The 18,258-nt window shown below is 75.2% G+C and carries 15 protein-coding genes; 9 read left to right on the forward strand and 6 right to left on the reverse strand.

Features of this window, described 5'->3' with window-relative positions:
• On the forward strand, positions 1-2,598 hold a 2,598-nt coding region (treY, locus tag E0D90_RS12960; RefSeq protein WP_438827395.1), incomplete at its 5' end, for a malto-oligosyltrehalose synthase.
• A gap of 348 nt (positions 2,599-2,946) precedes the next feature.
• Positions 2,947-3,888, forward strand: a complete 942-nt coding sequence (locus E0D90_RS12965) for a lytic polysaccharide monooxygenase auxiliary activity family 9 protein (protein WP_130798160.1) — start codon at positions 2,947-2,949, stop codon at positions 3,886-3,888.
• Between the two features lie 180 nt (positions 3,889-4,068).
• Here E0D90_RS12965 and E0D90_RS12970 read toward each other — a convergent pair whose 3' ends face one another.
• Positions 4,069-4,605 (reverse strand): FHA domain-containing protein, encoded by a 537-nt coding sequence (locus E0D90_RS12970; protein ID WP_130798162.1) that lies wholly within the window; start codon positions 4,603-4,605, stop codon positions 4,069-4,071.
• A gap of 296 nt (positions 4,606-4,901) precedes the next feature.
• Here E0D90_RS12970 and E0D90_RS12975 point away from each other — a divergent pair, with 296 nt between their 5' ends.
• Complete coding sequence (locus tag E0D90_RS12975) at positions 4,902-5,831, forward strand: GNAT family N-acetyltransferase (RefSeq protein WP_130798164.1); 930 nt, start codon at positions 4,902-4,904, stop codon at positions 5,829-5,831.
• Between the two features lie 125 nt (positions 5,832-5,956).
• Complete coding sequence (gene treZ / locus E0D90_RS12980) at positions 5,957-7,726, forward strand: malto-oligosyltrehalose trehalohydrolase (RefSeq protein WP_130798166.1); 1,770 nt, start codon at positions 5,957-5,959, stop codon at positions 7,724-7,726.
• A gap of 81 nt (positions 7,727-7,807) precedes the next feature.
• Here the strand turns inward: treZ and E0D90_RS12985 are convergent, their stop codons facing one another.
• The 5 genes from E0D90_RS12985 to E0D90_RS13005 form a co-directional block, all read right to left on the reverse strand.
• Entirely contained in the window at positions 7,808-8,554 is a 747-nt protein-coding gene (locus E0D90_RS12985) for a type 1 glutamine amidotransferase (protein WP_438827396.1), read from the reverse strand.
• Positions 8,551-8,988: a peptide-methionine (R)-S-oxide reductase MsrB gene (gene msrB, locus E0D90_RS12990; protein ID WP_103500867.1), complete on the reverse strand. Its 438-nt coding sequence runs from the start codon at positions 8,986-8,988 to the stop codon at positions 8,551-8,553. Before msrB ends, E0D90_RS12985 begins: the two co-directional genes overlap by 4 nt.
• 139 nt (positions 8,989-9,127) lie before the next feature.
• Entirely contained in the window at positions 9,128-10,537 is a 1,410-nt protein-coding gene (murC, locus tag E0D90_RS12995) for a UDP-N-acetylmuramate--L-alanine ligase (RefSeq protein ID WP_103500866.1), read from the reverse strand.
• A gap of 149 nt (positions 10,538-10,686) precedes the next feature.
• Positions 10,687-11,154, reverse strand: coding sequence for an indole-3-glycerol phosphate synthase (locus E0D90_RS13000; RefSeq protein WP_103528263.1), 468 nt, complete (start codon positions 11,152-11,154; stop codon positions 10,687-10,689).
• Positions 11,155-11,450: 296 nt separating this feature from the next.
• Positions 11,451-12,221, reverse strand: a complete 771-nt coding sequence (locus tag E0D90_RS13005; RefSeq protein WP_130798168.1) for a pyrimidine reductase family protein — start codon at positions 12,219-12,221, stop codon at positions 11,451-11,453.
• Positions 12,222-12,398: 177 nt separating this feature from the next.
• On the opposite strand from E0D90_RS13005, the gene zapE reads away from it, so the two are divergent.
• The 5 genes from zapE to E0D90_RS13030 all read left to right on the forward strand — a co-directional run.
• On the forward strand, positions 12,399-13,442 hold the full coding sequence (zapE, locus tag E0D90_RS13010) for a cell division protein ZapE (protein WP_227870184.1): 1,044 nt from the start codon (positions 12,399-12,401) through the stop codon (positions 13,440-13,442).
• A 387-nt stretch (positions 13,443-13,829) separates the two neighbouring features.
• Positions 13,830-14,681: a PPK2 family polyphosphate kinase gene (locus E0D90_RS13015; RefSeq protein WP_227870185.1), complete on the forward strand. Its 852-nt coding sequence runs from the start codon at positions 13,830-13,832 to the stop codon at positions 14,679-14,681.
• A gap of 224 nt (positions 14,682-14,905) precedes the next feature.
• Positions 14,906-16,315 (forward strand): MbnB/TglH/ChrH family RiPP precursor modification enzyme, encoded by a 1,410-nt coding sequence (locus E0D90_RS13020; RefSeq protein ID WP_227870183.1) that lies wholly within the window; start codon positions 14,906-14,908, stop codon positions 16,313-16,315.
• A 166-nt stretch (positions 16,316-16,481) separates the two neighbouring features.
• Positions 16,482-17,390, forward strand: coding sequence for a TIGR04222 domain-containing membrane protein (locus E0D90_RS13025; RefSeq protein ID WP_130798174.1), 909 nt, complete (start codon positions 16,482-16,484; stop codon positions 17,388-17,390).
• A gap of 54 nt (positions 17,391-17,444) precedes the next feature.
• On the forward strand, positions 17,445-18,258 hold an 814-nt coding region (locus E0D90_RS13030), incomplete at its 3' end, for a TIGR04222 domain-containing membrane protein (protein ID WP_130798176.1).

Consider the following 18,258-nt stretch of genomic DNA (forward strand, 5'->3'; position numbering starts at 1 on the left):
GCCCCACCCCTCCGCCGGGTGCCCGCGACACCGACGGCGACGTACCGGCTCCAGCTGCAACCGGAGTTCACCTTCGCCGACGCCGAGCGGACGGTCGGCTACCTGGCCTCCCTCGGTGTCTCGCATCTGCACCTCTCCCCCGTGCTGGAGGCGGCCCCCGGTTCCACCCACGGCTACGACGTCACCCGGCACGATCTGGTCCGGCCGGATCTCGGCGGTGAGGAGGGGCTCCGGGCCCTCTCGGCCACCGCCGCCACCCACGGGCTCGGCCTGATCGCCGACGTGGTCCCCAACCACATGGCGGTGCCCTCCCCCGCCGCCCCGGGGGACCCGCTGTGGGACGTGCTGGCCCATGGCCGGGCCGCGCACCACGCGCGCTGGTTCGACATCGACTGGGACGCCGGCGACGGGCGGGTGCTCCTGCCCGTCCTCGGGGCACCGGTCGGCGAGGAACTGGAGCGGCTGACCGTCACCGACGGCGAGCTGCGCCAGGGCGGCCACCTGAGACTCCCGCTGCGCGAGGGCACCGCTGGGCTGCCGCCGGACCGGCTGCTGGAGGCACAGCACTACCGGCTCGCGTGGTGGCGCCTGGCACGTACCGAGCTGAACTACCGGCGCTTCTTCACCGTCAACGACCTCATCGCGCTCCGGGTGGAGGACCCCGAGGTCTTCGAGGCCACCCACGGCACCATGCTCCGCCTGGTCGCCGAGGGCGTGCTGCACGGACTGCGGGTCGACCATCCCGACGGCCTGGCCGACCCGGCGGGGTACTTCCGCCGGCTGGCCGCGCGCAGCGGCGGCGGCTGGACCGTCGCCGAGAAGATCCTCGGACACGGCGAGCACCTGCCGCCGGACTGGGAGGTCGCCGGCACCACCGGGTACGACGCGATGCGGCACATCGACGGGGTCCTCACCGACCCCGAGGGCCACGCGGCTCTGACCGGTCACTACCGGGCGTGGACGGGCGCACCGCCCGACCTCGGCGGCGACTGGCCCGCGACGGTGCGCCGCGCCGTCCACCGGGTGGTGAGCCACGACCTGGCGGCCGAGGTGTCGCGGCTGGTCCGTGCCGCCGTGCGGGTGTGCGCCGCGGCGCCGGGCGGGCGGCTGCGGGACCAGGCGCCCTGGGCGCTGCGCACCGCGGTGACCGAGGTGCTGGCGGGGCTGCCGGTGTACCGGCCGTACGTCCCGGCGGGCGGGCCGCCCACCCCGGCGGACGAGGCGTTGCTGGCGGGTGCGGCCGAGGCGGCCCGGAAGGCGTTCGCCGTGCCGGAGGAGGCGGCCGCCGTGACCACGGTGCGGGAGCTGGCGCTGGGAAGGCTGGGCGGCGGCGCGGACGCCGACGACTTCCGGGTGCGGTTCGCGCAGGTCTCCTCCGCGCTGCGGGCCAAGGCGGTGGAGGACCTGGCGTTCTACCGGTACACGCCGCTGCTCTCCGCGTGCGAGGTCGGGGGCGAGCCGGGCTCGCCGGCGCTGGCACCCGCCACCTTCCACGCCTTCTGCGCGCGGATCCAGCGGGACTGGCCGTCGACGGGCACCGTGTTGTCCACCCATGACACCAAGCGCAGCGCGGACGTGCGGGCGGTGCTGCTGGCGCTCGCCGAGCATCCCGACGGCTGGGCGGGTGTCCTGCCACGGCTGGCGGAGCAGTCGGCCGCGGCGGGCGGCCGGGCCCCGGACCCCCAGCTGGCCTGGTCGGTGTGGCAGAACGCGCTCGGTCTCGGCCAGCCGGATCAGGAACGCCTCCTGGGGGCCACGCTGAAGGGGGCACGGGAGGCGGCGCTGCACACCACGTGGACCGAGCCCGACCCGGCGTACGAGCTGGCGTTGGAGGAGTTCGTCAAGGCGGGACCGTGCGGCGCCGCGGTGGGGACGCTGACGGAGTTCCGCCACTCGCTGGGCGCCCAGACGCGTGCCGTGTCGCTGGCACAGACGCTGCTGCAGCTGACCATGCCGGGGGTGCCGGACCTCTACCAGGGCACCGAGGTCCGCTACCGGGCGCTGGTCGACCCGGACAACCGTCGTCCGGCGCGCTTCCCGGTGGAGGAACTGCGTGCCCTGGGCGAGCGTGCGGGGCCGGGCGCGGACGCGACCCCGGACTCGGACGCGACCCCGGACTCGGACGCGGTCGCGGACCTGGACCCGGACGCGGACCTGGACCCGGACGCGGACCTGGACTCGGACGCGGTCGCGGATCTGGAGAAGCTGCGGCTGACGGCCACGGCTCTGCGCCTGCGCCGGGACCACCCGCGGTGGTTCGGCCCCGAGGGCGGCTACCTGCCCCTGCTCGCGCGCGGCGCACAGGCGGACCAGTGCCTGGCGTTCGTCCGCGGCGGCGAGGTCGTCACCGCCGTCACCCGGCTCTCCCGGCGGGTGACGGAAGCGGGGGGCTGGGGGGACACCGCGCTGCGGCTGCCCGCCGGGACCTGGGTCGACCTGATCGGCGGCGGCCGGTTCGGCGACGCCGGCGCGCGGGCGGTGAGCGGCGAGGCAGGGGAGACGGCGGAGCAGCCGGTGCCGCTGGCCGAGCTGTTCGCGACCGCGCCGGTGGCACTGCTGGTGCGCGAGACCCCGGCGGTGCGGGGAAACCCGGCCTGACGCCCCAGGGGGCGGGCCGCCCTCGGGCTCGCACGGCCGCGGGGCGCGGCCGTGTACGACTGGCGCCACCCCGCCCGGTGACGGGCCGGTTCCGGCCAACGTCTCGTGGCGGCCCCGCCCCGGGGTGTCCTCGCTGCTGGAGGACGGCGCCGGACATCCACGTCGGACGCCCACGCGGGCCCCGCGCCGGCCGGGGGTGTCCGGAAACCGGCCGGGGGCACCGGAACGCCGTGCCGCTTCTCTTTACGCGGCCGTGACACAGCACTACGGTCCGAACACATGGGAGCGCTCCCACCTCTTTGGCGGGCGTGCCCCACCCCCACACCCTCGCGAAGGGAACGCACCGCGATGAAGGACCGTTCGCAGCGTCGTTCGCTGCTGAAGAAGACCGCCCTGCTGACCACGGCAGCCACGTTCCCCGCCATGGCGATGGTCATGGGCTCGGGCGGCACCGCCGCGGCGCACGGCGCCCCGATGGACCCCGGCAGCCGCACCTACCTCTGTTACGTGCACAGCATCGACAACACCGGCCAGATCAGCCCCAGCAACCCGGCCTGCGCCGCCGCGCTCGCGCAGGGCGGCGCCAACGCGTACTACAACTGGTTCGCGGTCCTGCAGTCCAACGGCCAGGGCCGGACCCAGGGCTTCATCCCCGACGGGCAGCTGTGCAGCGGCGGTTCCGGCGCCTTCGACTTCTCCGGCTTCGACCTGCCGCGCGCCGACTGGCCCTACACCCATGTGACGGCCGGCGACGACTACCGCTTCAGCTACAACGTCTGGGCACACCACCCCGGCTCGTTCCACCTGTACGTCACCGAGGACGGCTACGACCCGAACCAGCCGCTGACGTGGGACGACATCGAGGACGAGCCGTTCGCCAGCGTGCAGGACCCGCCGTGGACCGGCGTCGGCTCGATCGACGACGAGTACTACTGGACCTCGAAGCTGCCCGACGACAAGGAGGGCCGCCACGTCATCTACACCGTCTGGGAGCGTTCGGACAGCCCGGAGACGTTCTACAGCTGCTCCGACGTCGTCTTCGACGGCGGCAACGGCGAGGTGACCGTTCCCGGCGGCAGCACCGGCGCGTCGGCGGAGACCGTGGCCGCGTACACGGCGGAGCCGGACCTCGGCGACCACGCGCACCACGACCACGCCACGCACGCCGCCCACACGACGGTGAACACCACCGACGCACCGGTGAACGCGTTCACGCCCGACATCGCGCGCCTGGCCGTCGCGGCCGAGAGCGTCAGCGCGCTGATCTCGGCGCCCTGGTCCGCTCGCTGACCGTCCCCCCACACGGGCCGGGTCCACCCGGCCCGCTCCCGGTCCCCGCGCCCGTGCGCGGGGACGCCACGACCCGGCCCGTCCCGCCACGCGAAGGTCCTCCTCGCCGGCGGGGCGGGCCGGCCCGTGCGTTGCGCGCCGGGCGACTCGCGGCCGGCCGGGGCGCCGGGTGGCGGGCCGTCAGGGGCAGGCGACCCGGAAGGTGACGGAGCCGAAGCGGAGGACGTCGCCGGAGGAGAGCGTCGTGGCGCCCACCACCCGCGCGCCGTTGACCCAGGTGCCGTTGGCGGAGCCGATGTCGCGCACCGTCCAGGTCCCGCCGACGCCCTTCAGCTGGGCGTGGAACCGGGAGACGGAGATGTCGCTGATCCGCAGGACGGAGCCCGGGGCGCGCCCGATGGACATGGGGTGACGGCCGGGGCGCGGCAGCACCAGCTCCGGGTACCGCTCGATGTCCCATGCCTGCCGTACCCGCTGCTGGAAGGCGGAGGCCCGGCCGATGGTGCGTACCACCCGGCTCCGTTGCCGCCGGGTGGACAGGTCCTTGAGCACGGCGCTGATCTCACCGCCGTCGGCGGCGGTCACGACGACCTCCATGCGGCGCTGGAAGGTGTCGTGCGACACCTTGCCCCGGGAGACGCCTTCCCGCAGTGCGGTCAGCGCACGCACCCGGTCACTGTCAAGGACCGCGACGGCGGTCTCATCGGCGGAGGTCATGCGGACCATTGTCGGCCTGTCAGCCGGGCGCCGTCCATCGCCTGAACTCGACAGCTCTGTAACAGGCCCTGGCCGCGCGGGAGTCGGCGCCGCGCGGAACACCGGCGGCTCCCGCCGGCAAAACGCGTGGCGCGCCCCGGCCCGCCCGGGCTACGGTGCACGCACGCCCCGACGGACCGAGGAAGGAGGCGACCGCATGTACACCGACCACCATGCCGCACGCCTCCCGGCCCGTCCCGACGGGGCGATCCCGGGCTGACGGACACGCGCGCGGCGCGTTCCCCGAAGGACATCCCATGACCGATCTGGTCATTCGCACGCTCGCCGAACACGAGGCGAGCGCCCTCTTCAACTCCCTCGACTCCCCCGGTCTGGTCGGCCGCTCCGTGCTCGACCCCCCGCACAACGTCTACCGCACCCGTGCGGAGGGCGGCGACCAGCGCCCGGAGTGGAGCTGGGTGGCGCTGCACGACGGCGTGGTCGTCGCCCGGCTGGCCTTCTGGGGCTCGGCCGAGGACACCGAGCCGGTGCTGATGGAGTGGCTGGACTTCACCGACCGCGACGCGGCCGTCCGGCTGCTCCGGGCGGCCGGCCGCCGCCCCCGGTTCGAGTCACCGCTCCCGGTCGGCTGGGAGGACGACCCGGCGACCCGGGCGGCCGCCCTCGCGGTCCGGGACGTGGCCGCCGCCGTCGGCTACGTGCCGCTGGTGGAGCGGCTGTCCTACCGCTGGACTCCCGCCGCCGGCGTCCCCGAGCGGCCCGGCCGGCTGGTGTTCCGGCCGGAACCCGACGACGAGGTGGTGCTGGACGCGCTGCGTCGGGTGCACAGTTCCACCCTGGACAGCTCCGCGGCCCGGGCCGTGGAGCGCGGCGGCACGGAACTGGCCGCCCGTGAGGAGCTGGAGTTCTTCCGCTGGTGCCCCTCCCCGCGCGACTGGTGGCGGCTGGCGTACACGCGGGACGGGCGGCTGGCCGGCATACAGGTACCGGTGCGCAATCCCTCCGGGCCGGCCGTGGGCTTCGTCGGAGTCGTCCCCGAGCAGCGCGGCCACGGCTACGGCTACGACCTGCTGGTCGAGTGCACCCACCACCACGCGGACCGGGGTGCCGCGTTCGTCTCGGCGGCCACGGACGCCCACAACACCGGTATGGCCAAGGCGTTCGCCCGGGCCGGCTATCCGCTGGTGCGCCGGATGCACGTGATGGTCCATCCCGACGGGGAGTAGCACCCCGCCCCGCGTACGGTGCCGCCCGGCGCGGCGGGGCCGTACGCGGGACAACGGCGACGCGCGGCCGCCACACGCCGGAGATGGTCTGGTATCGGCGGCGCCTGGCACCGACCATGGTGCCCATGCTTTTCGAGGTGTGGGCACCCCACGCGCGCCGGGTCGCGCTCTGGCTGGACGGCACGACGCGGGAGATGGCCGCCGACCCCGCCCGCCGCGGCTGGTGGCGGACGACGGCGGAGGCGGACGACGGCGCACGGTACGGCTTCCGGCTGGACGACGGCCCGGTGCGTCCGGACCCACGCGCCCGGCGGCTGCCGGACGGCCCGGGTGAACCGTCGGCCGTCGTCGACCACAGCGGCTACCGGTGGCGGCACCCCTGGGCCGGACGCGGGCTGCCGGGGGCGGTCCTCTACGAGCTGCACATCGGGACCTTCACCCCCGAGGGCACCCTGGACGCCGCGGTCCAGCGGCTGCCGCTCCTGGCCGACCTGGGCGTCAGCCACGTCGAGTTGATGCCGCTGAGCCCGTTTCCCGGCCGCCACGGCTGGGGGTACGACGGGGTCGCGCCCTGGGCGGTCCACGAGCCCTACGGTGGGCCGGCCGCGCTGCGGCGGTTCGTGGACGCCGCGCACGGCGCCGGACTGGGGGTCGTCCTGGACGTGGTCCACAACCACCTCGGCCCCTCGGGCAACTTCCTCCCGGAGTTCGGGCCGTACTTCACCGACCGCACCCACACCCCGTGGGGTTCGGCGGTCAACCTCGACGGTCCGGGCTCCGACGAGGTGCGGGCCTACTTCCTGGGCAGTGCGCTGTCGCTGCTGCGGGACTACCGGCTGGACGGGCTACGGCTGGACGCGGTCCACGCGCTCGCCGACACCCGCGCCCGGCATTTCCTGACCGAACTGTCCGCTTCGGTGGATGAGCTGGCGGAGACGACCGGCCGGCCGCTGTTCCTGGTCGCCGAGTCCGACCTCAACGACCCGCGCACCACGGCGCCCCGGTCGCACAACGGTCAGGGACTCCACGCGCAGTGGAACGACGACTTCCACCACTGCCTCCACTCGGCGCTGACCGGCGAGTCCCAGGGCTACTACGGGGACTTCGCGCGCGCCCCGCTCACCGCGCTGGCGACGACGCTCACCCGCGGGTTCCTCCACGACGGCGGGTACTCCTCCTTCCGCGACCGGCACCACGGCGCCCCGCTGGAGCGCGAGACCTTCCCGGCGGAGCGGCTGCTCGGCTACGCGCAGACGCACGACCAGATCGGCAACCGGGCGCTGGGCGACCGGCTCGCGGCCGGCGTCGACCGCTCGTCGCTGTACTGCGCGGCGGCGCTGGTGCTGTGCGGACCGTTCACCCCCATGCTGTTCATGGGTGAGGAGTGGGGTGCGACGACTCCCTGGCAGTACTTCACCGACCACCCCGACCCGGAGCTGGCGGAGGCCGTCCGCACCGGGCGGCGACGGGAGTTCGGGGCGCACGGCTGGCCGGAGGAGGAGATCCCGGACCCGCAGGACCCGGCCACCCGGGACCGGTCGGTGCTGCGGATGCCCGAGGACCCGGCGGCGGACCCGCTGTGGCGCTGGCACCGCACCCTGATCGGGCTGCGGCGCGCCCATCTGCCGGCCGGGCTGACGCTCGCGGAGGTCTCGGCCGCCGCGGACGATGCCGCCGGCTGGCTGGTGGTGCACACCGGGCCGCTCACGGTGGCGGTGACGCCCGGGGACCGCAAGGCGGAGATCCCCCTGGGCGAGGGCCGGTTCCAGCTGCTGGCGGCGCACACCGGCGGCGCCGGAGACCCTCGCCCCGAGCCGGACGGCACCCTGCGCCTCCCGCCCCGCGCGGCCGCGGTGCTCGCGCGGACACCGGACCGGCCACGACGGGCGGGCTGACGGCGCGGCCGGGGCGGCGGCACGGCCGGGGCGGCGGGCGCGGCAGTGGCGGCGGCACGGCCGGGCCGTGGCCCCGGCCGCTCAGCCGTCCGTCCGGCTCCCGGCGGCCTCCCGCACCACCGCGGCGAAGCGGCGGGTGACGGTGTGCCAGGCCGCCTCGGCGACCGGTTCGGCGGCCCGGGCACGCCGGCTGAGCTCCTCCGGGTCCAGCCCGCGCCGCCGCAGCGGCTCCGGGTCCCAGGCAGCCAGCCGCTCGGCCGGTACCTCGGGGTGGAACTGGGTTCCCCACGCCCGGTCGCCGACCCGGAACGCCTGGTACGGGCAGTCGCGGCTCTCCGCCAGCCACCGCGCCCCGGGCGGCAGCGCGGTGATCACGTCGACGTGGCGTTCGATCGCCGAGACACCGGCCGGGAGCCCGTGGAAGAGCGGGTCGTCGGCCGCCTCGGGGCGCAGCGTCAGCGGGGTGGACCCGAACTCGGGGATCCCGCTCTGCGCCGCGACGTCGCCGCCCGCCACCTGGGCGAGCAGCTGTCCGCCCAGGCAGATGCCGAGCACCGGAATTGACGTCTCCAGCGCCGCCGCCACCAGTGCCCGGGTCGGCTTCAGCCAGGGCGCGCGGTCATCCTCGTCCGGCATGTAGCCGCCGCCCAGGACGAGGACGGCGGCGTGGCCGCCGGGCTCCTCCGGCACCGGGTCACCGGCGTAGCCGTGGGCGACCCGGAGCGTCAGCCCCGCCTCCTCCAGCCAGCGTCCGACGCGGCGCGGCCCGCCCTGGGGGCCGTTCTGCACGACCAGGACGGTCGCGTTCGCCACCGTCTCCACGGTCAGGCCCGCGGGGCGGCGTCGTCGGCCTCGCCGTTCTCCGGGGTCAGCCGGACGGCGATGGAGTTGATGCAGTACCGCAGGTCGGTGGGGGTGCCGTACCCCTCGCCCTCGAACACGTGGCCCAGGTGCGAGCCGCAGGTGGCGCAGAGCACCTCGGTCCGGGGGCGGCCGGGGATGGAGTGGTCGGGCCGGGTCTCCACCGCGTCGCTGTCGGCCGGGTCGTAGAACGAGGGCCACCCGCAGTGGCTCTCGAACTTGGTGCCCGAGCGGAACAGCTCGGTGCCGCAGGCGCGGCAGTTGTAGACGCCCACGGTGCTGGTGTCGGTGTACTCGCCGGTGAACGCCTGCTCGGTACCGGCCTGGCGCAGCACCCGGTACTCCTCCGGCGTCAGCTCCTCGCGCCACTGCGCGTCGGTCTTCTCGACCTCGTAGGCCATCTCTCGCTCCTTCGTCACGCGTGTCACGGGCGGCGCGGCCGTCCGGGCCGTGCCGCCCCCGGGGTGGAAACACGTCCGGGCCCCGGTTTACTCCTGTCATGGCCCGGCCCGCGCCGGGCCGCGCCCGTCGCGGCCGGGGTCAGCCGTCCCGGCGCGCCAGCCGGGCGAGGATGGCGGGACCGAGGTCGGTCACGTCTCCCGCGCCCATGGTCAGGACGAGGTCTCCGGGCGAGACCAGGTCGGCGACGCGGCGGGCGACGGCGGTCATGTCGGGCTCCGGGTGGACCACCGCGCCCCGCTCACGTGCCGCGTCGATGATCAGCGCGCTGGTGACGCCGGGGATGGGGTCCTCACGCGCCGGGTAGATGTCGAGGACGACGGAGGTGTCGGCCAGGGCGAGCGCGTGGCCCATCTCGGCGCCCAGTTCCCGGGTGCGGCTGTAGAGGTGGGGCTGGAAGACCACGTGGACGGCACCGTCGCCGGCCCCGTCGCGCACCGCCTCCAGGTCGGCGGTCATCTCGGTCGGGTGGTGGGCGTAGGAGTCGATCACCCGCACTCCCCCGGCCTCTCCCTTGAGCTGGAGCCGGCGGGCGACGCCCGTGTAACTGCTGAGGGCGGCGGCGAGCTGGTCCGCCGGGACGCCGACCGCGACACCCGCGGCGAGGGCCGCGACGGCGTTGTGGGCGTAGTGGCGGCCGGGGACGGAGACGGTGAAGGCGATCTCCCGCCCGTCGAGGGCGACCGTGACCTCGCTGGTCAGGCCCTTGGGCTCGACCGCGAGGACCCGGGCGTCGGCGTCCGGCGCCACGCCGTAGGTCACCACCGTGACCCCGCGCGCGGCGGCGTCGGCGCTGATCCGGCCGGTGAGTTCACGAGAGCCGGAGTGGTCGGCGTTGACGACCAGCGTGCCGCCGTCCCGTACCCGTCCGACGAAGGTCTCGAAGGACTGGTAGATCTCCTCGATGGAGGCGTAGTTGGCGTGGTGGTCCAGCTCCGCGTTGAGGATGATCGCGACCTCGGGCGCGTAGCGGTGGAAGCTGCGGTCGCTCTCGTCGGCCTCTGCGACGAAGATCTCGCCGCTGCCGTTCTCCGCGTTTGACCCGGGGTGGTCGAGGTCGCCGCCGATGGCGTACCCGGGGTTCAGACCGAGCGTGCGCAGCCCGACCGCGAGCATCGAGGTCGTGGTCGTCTTGCCGTGGGTACCGGCGACGGCGATGGAGCGACGGCCCTCCATGAGGGCGGCCAGCGCCTCCGAGCGGTGCAGCACGGGGAGGCCGCGTTCGCGGGCGGCGGCCAGCTCCGGGTTGGACTCGCGGATGGCGCTGGAGACGACGACGCAGGTGGCGTCTGCCGCCAGGTGCTCGCTCTCGTGCCCGATGTGGACGACGGCGCCCAGGCTCCGCAGCGAGCGGACGGTGTCGGACTCGCGGGCGTCGCTGCCCGCGACGGCCGTGCCGCGCTGGCTGAGGATTTTCGCGATGCCGGACATCCCCGCGCCGCCGACCCCGATGAAGTGGGGGCGTTCCAGAGTGGGCGGGCCTGCTGCCATGCGCGTCTCCCTTGTCGAGTTCTACCCGCAGATTGTCGCACCGTGCAGGGGTCCGCCCGGGGAGCGGGTGCCCGCGCCGCGCCCCGTGGCGAACCAGGCCCATGGCGGACCCACGCCCGTCCGGGCCGGGGACACGGCGCCGGGCGGGGCTACTCCGCGTGGGCGAAGAGCTTGAGGACCGGTACTCCCACCTTGTGCCGGGCGCGCGAGGCCCAGTCGCGGTGGAAGAGCTCCTCCAGGTAGTGCGGCGCGGTCAGGACGACGACCTCGTCCGCCTCGGACTCGCGGACGACGGTGGCCAGGGCGTCCAGCGGGTGGTCGTCGGCGAGCCGTCCGGTCGCCGTCGCTCCTGCCGCCTCCAGCGCGTGGACGGAGTGGCGCAGCGCCCGCTCGGCCGGCGGGCCGGCCTGCTTCCCCTCCGGGATGTCGTTCTCGCGCACCGCGTCGCCGAACTCGCCGAGGGCCACGTCGTCGAGGGCGCGCAGCAGGCGGTCCTGGTCGCCGCGTGGCTGCATCAGCACCACGAAGGTGACGGGGTCGTCCCCGTGCAAGGTGGTGACGAGGTCGACGTCCGTGGGCACCAGTGCCTTCTCGATCATGAGGACTGTCGTGATCACGGTGAGTGCCCTTCTTCGAGGCCGGATCGCGCGGGTCCGGCAGAAACCATCCTTCCCCGTCGGCACACGGGGTTTCGCGCCTTCAGTCTGCCCACCCCCAGAATAAGCGGAACGTGATCTTCCGCTCGTTCGTGCCGGCTCGGCACGTCGGCTGGTCGTGGCCGTCACCGGACCGGCGGCGGTCACGGCGGCGCGCGGACACGGCACGGCGCGGCCCTCCCCGCCGCCGGTGTGGATCCGGAGGCGCGGAGGGCCGAGTGGGACGTGCCGGCGGGGCCACCGCCACACGGGCGGAGTCAGGCACCCCCGCGGGTGTAGCGGGTGAAGAGGAAGCCGTCGTCCTCCAGGATCGACACCGGCCTCAGCTCGGCGGGCGCGGCGACCTCGGGGCCGCGGCTGATCCGTCCGGCGGCTCCAGCCGCCAGCCGGGGCGCCAGCGACAGACACAGTTCGTCCAGGGCTCCCGCGGCGATCAGGCCGCCCAGCAGGCGGGGACCGCCCTCGCACAGCGCACGCGGATGTCCGCGCCGCACCAGCTCCGGCATGATGCGCGCCGGGTCGACCCCGGCGCCGTCACCCGCGACCACGACCTCCGCGCCCGCCCGCCGCGCCCGCGCCACGCGGTCGGCCGGCGCCAGCGCGCCGGTGAGCACCAGCGTGGGGGTGCGCGGCTCGGTGAACAGCGGGGCGGTGAAGTCCAGTTCCAGACGGGCGCTGACGACGGCGATCGCGGGGGCCTCCGGCTGCCCGGCCGCCGCGCGGGCCTCGGCGAACTCGGCCCGCCGCCGCGCGGGCCGGTACCCCTCCTGGCGGACGGTCTCGGCCCCGACCACGATGACGTCCGCGAGCTGCCGCAGCACACCGAAGATCCGCATGTCGGCGGGGCCGGAGAGCGGCTGGGACCTGCCGCCGTGGTGCACGGCGCCGTCCAGCGAGGAGACCATGTTGGCGCGCAGCCACCCGCCGGGAGGAGCGGGATGGGCGTAGGCCCGGGCGATCTCCGACAGCTCCCACTGCCGGTCACGGGACTCCGCCGGGTCGTCGGGCGCGGGGAACAGGCGTCTCATGGCGCGCAGTGTGGCACAGCCCTCCCGCCGTCGCCCGGGGCGCCGGGCCGCCGCCCACTAGACTGGACGATCGTGTCCTCCAGCGCAGCGTCCCAGCCCAGTGCCGCCCCGTCGGCCGCCCCCGCGACGAGCGCCGGCGGTGTCGGCCACGGCGGGAGCGGAGCGGCGCCCGGCGCGCTGTGCGACCGGTCGCCGAAGGTCCCCGCGGAGCGGCTGGTGGCCGAGATGGTGCCGCCGCCGCGGTTCGACGGGGTGCGCTTCGACACCTACGTACCCGACCCGACGCAGCCCAGCCAGCAGGAGGCGGTGACCCTGCTGCGGGAGTTCGCGGCCGGGCTCGGCGGGGCGCACGCCGCCGGGGAGGGCCGCCGTGGTCTCTTCCGGCGCCGGCCCCGGCCGGAGAAGCGGTCCGGCCCCCGCGGTGTCTATCTCGACGGCGGATACGGGGTGGGCAAGACCCACCTGCTGGCGTCCCTGTGGCACGCGGCACCGGCCGGCCCCGAGCAGAAGGCGTTCGGCACCTTCGTGGAACTGACCAATCTGGTGGGGGCGCTCGGCTTCCAGCAGGCGGTCGCCACCCTCTCCGGCCACCGGCTGCTGTGCATCGACGAGTTCGAACTCGACGACCCGGGCGACACCGTCCTGGTCTCCAGCCTGCTCGGCCGCCTCGTCGACGAGGGAGTGGCACTGGCCGCGACCTCCAACACGCTGCCGGGCAAGCTCGGTGAGGGCCGGTTCGCCGCGGTCGACTTCCTGCGGGAGATCCAGGGGCTGTCCGCGCACTTCCGCACCGCGCGCATCGACGGCCGGGACTACCGCCACCGCGGGCTCCCCGAGGCACCCGCGCCGCACGACGACGAGACCGTCACCCGGGCCGCGTACCGGACCGCCGGGGCGACCCTGGACGCGTTCCCGGCCCTGCTGGCGCATCTGGCGACCGTGCACCCCAGCCGGTACGGGGCGATGTGCGAGGGGCTGGGCGCCGTCTGCCTCACCGGGGTGACCCCGGTCCCCGACCAGGCCACCGCGCTGCGGCTGGTGGTGCTCGCCGACCGGCTCTACGACCGCGAGGTGCCCGTGCTGGCCTCGGGCGTTCCGTTCGACCGGCTGTTCGGCGAGGAGATGCTCAACGGCGGCTACCGCAAGAAGTACTTCCGGGCCATCTCCCGGCTGACCGCGCTCGCCCGGGACGCGGGCGGTCTGGCGGACGCGGCGCGGTAGCCCGGCGCCGCGCCGGTGCGCCGGGGCCTCGCTCCGGTAGCGCCGCGCACCGCCCGCACGGATCATCGACAGGACGTGGGGTGCGGACGACGGAAGGAGTCCGACGTGGCGGCAGCCGAGAAAGCCGATTCCGGCACGGAGGGCGGTACCCGGCCTGCGAACGGGTCGGGCCACGGCGCGCCGGAGCCGGCCGCCGCCCCGCCGCCGGAGGACACCGCACCGGCGAAGGACACCGCACCGGCCAAGGGCCGCACGCCGCGGAAGGCGAAGAAGGCGCGCAAGGCCCGGAAGGAAGCCGCCCGCAAGGAGGCGGCTCGCGCGAAGCAGGCCGGGCGTACGTCGCGACACGACGGCGAGGGCGCACCCGGCGGGGACCGGCTCACGGAACTGCTGCGCGTACCGCCGGGCGCACCGGTCGATCTGGAAGCGCTTCCGGCCCGGGCCACCACCGGATTCGACGGCGACAAGCGGTCGGGGAAGCGTGCCTCGGAGCACCACGCCGTCGAACTGGCCGCGTTGCAGGAACGGCTGCACGCCGCCAGCACCGCCGGCGACCGGAGGCGGCTGCTGCTGGTGCTCCAGGGCATGGACACCTCGGGCAAGGGAGGGACGGTCAAGCACGTGGTCCGCGCCTTCGACCCGGCGGGCTGCCGCATCCACGCGTTCAAGGCCCCGACCGCCGAGGAACGCGCCCACCACTTCCTGTGGCGGGTGGACGCCGCGCTCCCGGGCGCCGGCACCATCGGCATCTTCGACCGCTCGCACTACGAGGACGTGCTGATCGCGCGGGTGCGCGGGCTGGTCCCCCCGGACGTCTGGGACCGGCGCTACCAGGAGATCAACGACTGGGAGCAGACCCTGGCCGCGGACGGCGTCACCGTGGTGAAGGTGTTCCTGCACGTCAGCCACGAGCGGCAGCGCGAGCGGCTGCTGGCCCGGCTGGACAACCCGGAGAAGCACTGGAAGTTCAGTCCGGACGACGTGGCCGAACGGGCGCTGTGGCCCGCCTACCGTGAGGCGTACGAGGCCGCACTCGCCCGCTGCTCCACCGAGGCGGCCCCCTGGTACGTCGTCCCCGCCGACCGCAAGTGGTACCGCGACTGGGCGGTCGGGCGGCTGCTGCTGGAGCATCTGCGCGATCTCGACCCGCACTTCCCGGCCGGCGGCTTCGACCCCGAGCGGTACCGCGCCCAGTTGCTGGCTTCCCGAGCCTCTCTGAGCCTCTCTGAGCCTGGCTGACCCACAGCCCCCCACGCCCCTGGCCTGCGCCACTGCGCGCAGGCCCGCCCGCGCAGGCCGCCCGGGGCCTCCCGGAACCGTCCACGCCCTCCCGGCGTCCTTCTCCGGCGGCAACCTCAAATGTTGCTCTGAACCCCGTGCCGCGCGGGTTCGGGTCCGGCCCCGGGGAGATGACATGGGTACCGGCACGGCGTGTCGACTTCACGGGGAAGGGGAGTGACGTCGTGGGATCACTGGGCACGGGGATCGGGTGGCGACCGGAACTGGCTTCCGGGATAGCCGATCTGGAACCTCTCGACTGGGTCGAGGTGGTGGCGGAGAACGTGTGCGTCGACCATCCGGCCGAGGAACTGCGGCAACTGCGGCAGCGGGGTGTGACCGTCGTCCCGCACGGGGTCGGGCTCGGTCTGGGAGGCGCCGAACGGCCCTCGCCCGCCCGGCTGGTGCGGCTGGCGCATGTGGCCGAGGCGCTGGACGCACCACTGGTGACCGAGCACATCGCCTTCGTGCGCGGTGGCGGCGGCCTCACCCGCACCCCCCGGATGGAGGCCGGTCACCTGCTGCCGGTGCCGCGCACCCGCGACGCGCTGGACGTGCTCTGTGAGAACGTCCGGATCGCGCAGGACGCGCTGCCGGTTCCGCTGGCGCTGGAGAACATCGCCGCGCTGTTCTCCTGGCCGGACGACGAGATGAGCGAGGCCCGCTTCCTCGGCGAGCTGGTGGAACGCACCGGGGTCCGGCTGCTGATCGACGTGGCCAACCTGCACACCAACCACGTCAACCGGGGCGAGGACCCCGCCGCGACGCTGGCGGCCCTGCCTCTGGAGGCCCTGGCCTACGTGCATGTGGCGGGCGGCGTGGAGCGTGACGGCGTCTGGCACGACACGCACGCCCATCCCGTGCCGCCCGCGGTGCTGGAGGTCCTGGCGGAGCTGTGCTCCCGCGCCGAGCCGCCCGGCGTGCTGCTGGAGCGTGACGACGCGTTCCCGGACATCGCGGAGCTGGCGAGCGAGCTGGCGACGGTCCGCTCCGTGGTCACGGCTGCCCGCCGCACACGTGAAACGGCGGGCGCGGGGCCAGCGGGCGCGGCGAGGGCGGTACGAGGCGAGACCGATGCCGGCGAGGAGGACCGTCCGGCGGGACCGGCCTCCGCTCCGCACGAGGGGGGCGGAACCGCGACCGCCGTCCGCCCCGCAGCCGTCCGGACGACCCCGCGCGCGGCGGCACCGGCATCGCCCGCCGCGGCCGTGCCCGCGCCCGGCGGTCCGGCGCGCGCCGTGCCGGACGGCACCCGGGTCCGGCTGGCGCTGGCCCAGACGGCGCTGCTCTCCTGCCTAGTGGCGGCCACACCCGCCCCGGAGGGGTTCGACCGGCGCCGTCTGCGGACACAGCGCGCCGCACTGGCGGCCAAGCGGGCCTCGGTGATGGCGAGGGTGGCGCCCGAACTTCCCCTGGTCCTCGGCGACCGCTACCGCCGGGCGGCGTCGAGCTGGGCACGGACGCATCCGCTGACCGGCGGATACCGCGCCGACGCCCACGGTTTCGCCCGGCATCTGACGGCACGCGGTTCCGGCTCGGGGCTGACCGGCGCGCAGCGCCGCCGGCTGCGCCGCTGGCTGCGGTCGAGCCGGTGACGACCATGGCGCCCGGCGCCCGGACCCCACCCCGGGCACGCGAACACGGCACGACGCTGCCGCATCCCACGGGAACCACCGGGACGACGGGGCCCACACGACCGACGACACTGCCAGACCTGAACGGCCTGCCGCCCGGGGGCGGCACGGCGAACGGAGCTGAGAGATGAACGCGATACCGATTGCGATAGCCCTGCTGGTGGTCATGTCCCTGGCGGCCACGGTCGCCGCCAAGCGCCGCACCGTGGCCAACACCGGCGTGGACACCTCCGTCGGCTCGCCGACCGACCGCTACGAGCGCGCGATGATCACCGGCGGGCCCGTCCGGGTGGCCGAGACCGCGATGGTGACGATGCTGGAGGACGGGCGGCTGGCACTGGCCGGCGGCCGCGCCTCGGTGCGACACGCCGGAGCGCCCCCCGGGCCGGAGGCGGACCTGCTGGGACTGTTCGAGAACGACGAGTCGATGGACGCCGGCGATCTGCGCCGGCGACTGGCGGGTTCGGTGTCCGTGGAGCGGCTGACCCATGTGCTGACGGCCAAGGGCCTGCTCTGGCAGCGGGCCTGCTGGTTGCGCTGGCGCCGCGCGGCACGTCTGAACCTGCTGGTCGCCCTGTTGTCGGTGCCCGTGGTGGGCGCGGTCGCCGCCGCGGGGTTCGGGGAGTTCGCCGACGGCGGGTACGCGGTGCTGATCCTCTCGGGGATCGTCTGTGTGGCCGCGTCGCCGGTGGCTCTGACGCTGCTGGCCGGTTCACCGGTCACCCCCGCCGGGCGGCTGGCCGCGTACCGGCTGGGCCGGTCGTCCGACAAGCGGCGCTCGGTGCCGGACCGGGTGGCGGTCCGCGGCGTCGCGGCCGTCTCCGACGACGCGCACTGCCGGCGGCTGTCGAGGGCGTTCGGCCTGTCGGGCAGAGGCCAGGGTTCCTCGTCGTCGACGTCCGCGGACGCGGGCGGAGCGCCGGCGGCCGCCGTGTGGTGCGGGAGCGAAGGCTCCGGCGGAGTCGACAGCGGCAGCTCCAGCTCCTGCGGGAGCAGCAGCAGCAGTTGCGGAGGAGGGGGCTGTGGCAGCAGTTGACCGGCGCCCGCGGGGCACGTCCACCCGGGCCGGGGACGGAGAAGGGGCACGGTCATGCTGATCACGGTGCTGGGATTCTGTCTGCTGGGACTCGTCCTGCTGAGCGCGGCGACGGAACCGGTACGGGCCCGCCGGTACGCGGCCGATCCGGAGTCGGCGGCGGTGGAGAGCGTCTACGAGGCGGCCGAGCTGGCCGGCGGTCCTGCCCGGGTCGCCGACACCGTGATCTGCTCGATGCACGAGAAGGAACGGCTGCTGATCGAGGACGGGCGGGTGCTGGTCGTCCAGCCCGTCGCGGACGACCCGGTGGAGCGCGCCGTGCTGGACTGTTTCGGCAGCGCGTGGGAGACCCGGCTCTCCCGCCTCCGTCTGGACCTCTCCCGCAGCCCGGCGGTGCGGGCGGTCCGCCGTGACCTGGAGGAGCGCGGTCTGGCGTACTCGGCGGCGTTCCGGGCCGCCGGCCGGTCGGCGCGGCGGCTGCGCACGGCTACCTGCCTGCTGGTCGCGGCGGCCGCGCTGCTGTCCCTGCTGACCGGGAACGCCTCGGAGGGCGTGATCTGGCTCGCGGTCTCCTCCCTCTCCACGCTCGTCCTGCTGCGCGGCCTGCCGGGGCAGGCCGGGCAGAACCTCACGGCGTCCGGTCGCAGCGCCCTGGGGCGGGTCGCCCGGGACAACCCGTGGGAGGGCAGGCTGGGCACACCCGCGCTGCTCGCGGTCGGCGGGGTCGCTGTGCTGGGTGGTTCGCTGTTCGCGCTGCAACTGGCCGACGGAGAGGGCGGGATCGAGGACGCCCGGCAGGCCGCCGGCGGCGGCGGAGCGGGAAGCGGGGCCGACGGCGGGGGCGGTGACGGCGCGAGCGGTTGCGGGG

The organism is Streptomyces otsuchiensis (genome assembly GCF_004305975.1).
In the GTDB taxonomy this organism is placed as follows: domain Bacteria; phylum Actinomycetota; class Actinomycetes; order Streptomycetales; family Streptomycetaceae; genus Streptomyces; species Streptomyces otsuchiensis.